Raw genomic sequence first — 3025 nt, 5'->3', positions numbered from 1 at the left:
GGCGAGGTCGTGGAGACCGCGACGCCGGCCGCCTTCTTCGACTCCCCCGCCAGCGACCGGGCCCGGGACTTCCTGGCCAAGGCCGGAAGGTCGGTGGTCGCGGCGCGCAGGCGGGCGATGCCCTCGGCGCCGAGGTCGCCCAGCATGATGTCGTAGGCCAGGTCGCGCACCGTGTCGACGCCGACGGACGAGTGGAGCATGGCGCCGATGGTCTCGGTGAGCACCCGCTCGTAGGACTCGAACGTCACCGCCTCGGCCACCGCCGGGTTCCACTCCAGCTGGTCGCCGGCCGTGACGTGCAGCTGGAGGCCGCCGGTCACCGGGTCCACCTGGTCCAGGTCGATCTCGGCGGCGACGCGGCCGCGGGCCGCCGGGGTCCCGTCGTCGGTGAACAGCAGCGCCGGGACCGAGAAGGTCACCTGCTCGGCGGGCTTGCGCGGCCGGACGGCGTTGCCGCGCGGCACCGCGGGGACGTCGACGTGGTCCAGCTGCGACAGCATCCGGAACGTCGCCAGGCCGAGGATGCTGTTGATGGCCAGCGCGGTCGCCCGGGTCACCGTCTCCGTCTCGCCGGGCTTGCGGGTGAGGTAGCCGCTGAAGCCGTAGGCGATGATGCGGTCGCGGACGGGGGAGCGGAGGAAGATGCGCAGCCGGACCCCCGCGACGGGAAGCTCGAACTCTGCCTCGCCGTCGCCGACCTCGGACCGGACGAAGCCGCCCTCCGACGCGGTGAGCCGGCCCACCAGGGCCAGCGTCCCCTCGTTGCCGCTGCGGGAGAGGCTCAGGACGTAGAGGTCGCCGTCCAGCTCGGTGATCACTTCGTCGCCGAGGACGACGGCGAGGGCCCGCGCCGTCTCGTTCAGGCCGTGCAGGGTCCTGCGCGGCATGCGCAGCCGCAGCTGGTTCTGCGACGTCACCCGCCCGCCGACGGTGTTCTCGACGTGCTCGACCTCCCGCTCGGCCTGCTTGCCGGTGTAGTTGCGCAGGCTGAACGCCAGGACCTCGTTGTCCGTGCGCACCCCGCAGGTCGCCTTCAGGGCCTTCTTGGCGCTGAGCGGGTAGGGGGCGTCCTGCCGGACGTATTTGGTCGCGTCCACGAACACGGGGACGTCGTCGTCGAAGAGGCGCCGGACGTAGAATTCTTCCTTGGTTTGCGCTGGCACTGTTGCACCCTTCTCCGTGTCCTGCCGCCGGCCGCGGACGGCCGGAGGTAACCTCGGCACCCGGCCGATTCCGGCCAGGTGCGGCACCGGTCCCACCGCCCGGTGTCCACTCTTCAGTCATAACCGTTTCGGGGCAGGTCGGATCGGCAAGTACCAGAGGGCCGGACGGCGCCGCCGACGAACCGGTTGACAAATAAAGCATGCGGCTCGCCCTGTCGCGTGGACAGTCATGCGTGACACACGGGGGCGGCACACTACAAAGGAGACCAGATGCACCAGTTGACCGATTACGTGCTGGCCGTTCGCACCACCGGTTCACCTCCGGCGATCGAAGGGGTCAAGTCGGTCGACCTGGTTCCGGGCGACGACCAGGACGTGATCGCCGCGACCATCGCCGGTCTGCGGGCGAGCGGGCTGACCGCGGCCGACTTCCGGTCGCGCGTGATCTATCTCGCGCCCGAGGACCCGAGCTGCCTGGTGCCGTACGCGGCACTGTGCGGCTTCGCCGGCCGCCGCGTCGACGCCTACGCCGGCGGCACCGTCCTGGAGTTCTCGCGGCTGGACCCGCAGGGAGAGGCCTTCCCCGACGCGGGCCGGCCCTCCGGGTACCTGGAATGGGGCCAGGTCGGCGGCGAGGAGGGGCCCGTCCCCACCGTGCAGGTCGGCTCCGGCGCCCAGCGGCTCGTGACCCCGGAGGCCGCCACCGTGATCCGGTACGCGGCGCGGCTGCGCATGGTCCCGCCGCCCTCGGCCCGGGACGCGCTGGCCACGTTCGTGCTCGTCGCGGCGCTGCGGCGGCGGGCCGACGACCGGTTCCCCTACCTGTCGACCGGGAACGAGCCCGCCCCCGTCACCAAGGACGACCCGACCCAGGGCATCGACCTGGAGAAGCTGCGGCGCGAGGCGGCCAAGTACCGCCAGGAGCTGCGGGCCGGGCGCCGCGGCGCCGACATGGTGCCGCCCGTCCCCGTCTCGCCGCACAACAAGCGGATCGCCGAGGCCAAGTCGGTGGACGTCCGGACGGTGCTGACGCGCCTCGGCTCCTCCTCCGACGACGGGAACCTGTGGCACTGCCCGCGTCCGAACAGGCACAGCAACGGCGACCGGAACCCCTCGATGAAGGTCTACGGGGACAACCGCACCAGGTGCCACCGCTGCGACGCCGAGAAGGTCGGTCCGATCCGGCTGGTCATCGACGTCCTCGGGGTCACTCCGGACGAGGCCGCCAGTTTCATCCTGGACTCCGACCGCGTCGTGGACATGCGTCCAGCCTGAGCCGTCCCTGGCGGCCGGGGGCCGCTGGGCAGGGGGAACCGATGGCCGAATCGCAGGGCCGCGCGGACGTGGCGCTGCTGATTGTGGATGGAGTGCAGGTGGGCCACGTTCACCGCAGTGTCCTCGATCGGGTCGCCGAGATCGCGGGCCGGCTGGGCTGCCGCGACGCCGTCGCGCTGGCCGGCCCGCCGGTCACGTTCGACTCCTCCCGCGTCCCCCGGCTGCGGCGCGACCTGGAGCAGGTCATCGCCTACGCCGAGGCGGCGCGGCAGACCGGCTGGGTTTTAGGCGACCTGGCCGTCGCCCCGGGTGACCAGGCGGTGCCGGTGATGGACACCGCGCAGGGCAGGATCTGGGCCCACCCCGTCCGCGGCTTCGAGCTGCACGGGGAGGCCGGGGTGCGCCGGATCACCGAACTGGCCGAGATGCCGGGGACCCCGCAGCGCACTCCGCTGGCCCGTCTCATCGCGCCGCTGGCCGACGCCGCGGCGCGTGCGCAGGTGCTGGAGATAGCGGACGGCAAGCACGAGCGCGCCGTGCGCCTGGGCTGACGGGCGAAGGGGCGCCGCTCGCCGTCTCCGGCGAGC

General features: G+C 72.6%; 3 protein-coding genes. 2 read left to right on the top strand and 1 reads right to left on the bottom strand.

What is annotated here, in order from left to right:
* On the bottom strand, positions 1 to 1163 hold a 1163-nt coding region (locus AB0C69_RS40550; RefSeq protein ID WP_360361824.1), incomplete at its 3' end, for a hypothetical protein.
* A 270-nt stretch (positions 1164 to 1433) separates the two neighbouring features.
* Here AB0C69_RS40550 and AB0C69_RS40545 point away from each other — a divergent pair.
* Positions 1434 to 2438: a hypothetical protein gene (locus AB0C69_RS40545; protein ID WP_345177054.1), complete on the top strand. Its 1005-nt coding sequence runs from the start codon at positions 1434 to 1436 to the stop codon at positions 2436 to 2438.
* A 41-nt stretch (positions 2439 to 2479) separates the two neighbouring features.
* Positions 2480 to 2989 (top strand): hypothetical protein, encoded by a 510-nt coding sequence (locus AB0C69_RS40540; RefSeq protein WP_360361821.1) that lies wholly within the window; start codon positions 2480 to 2482, stop codon positions 2987 to 2989.
* Positions 2990 to 3025 lie beyond the last annotated feature (36 nt).

The organism is Actinomadura sp. NPDC048032, from assembly GCF_040653175.1.
GTDB classification, from domain to species: Bacteria; Actinomycetota; Actinomycetes; order Streptosporangiales; family Streptosporangiaceae; genus Spirillospora; species Spirillospora verrucosospora.
Note: the sequence above shows the minus strand (reverse complement) of the source record. Positions and strands in the feature narration are given on the sequence as shown.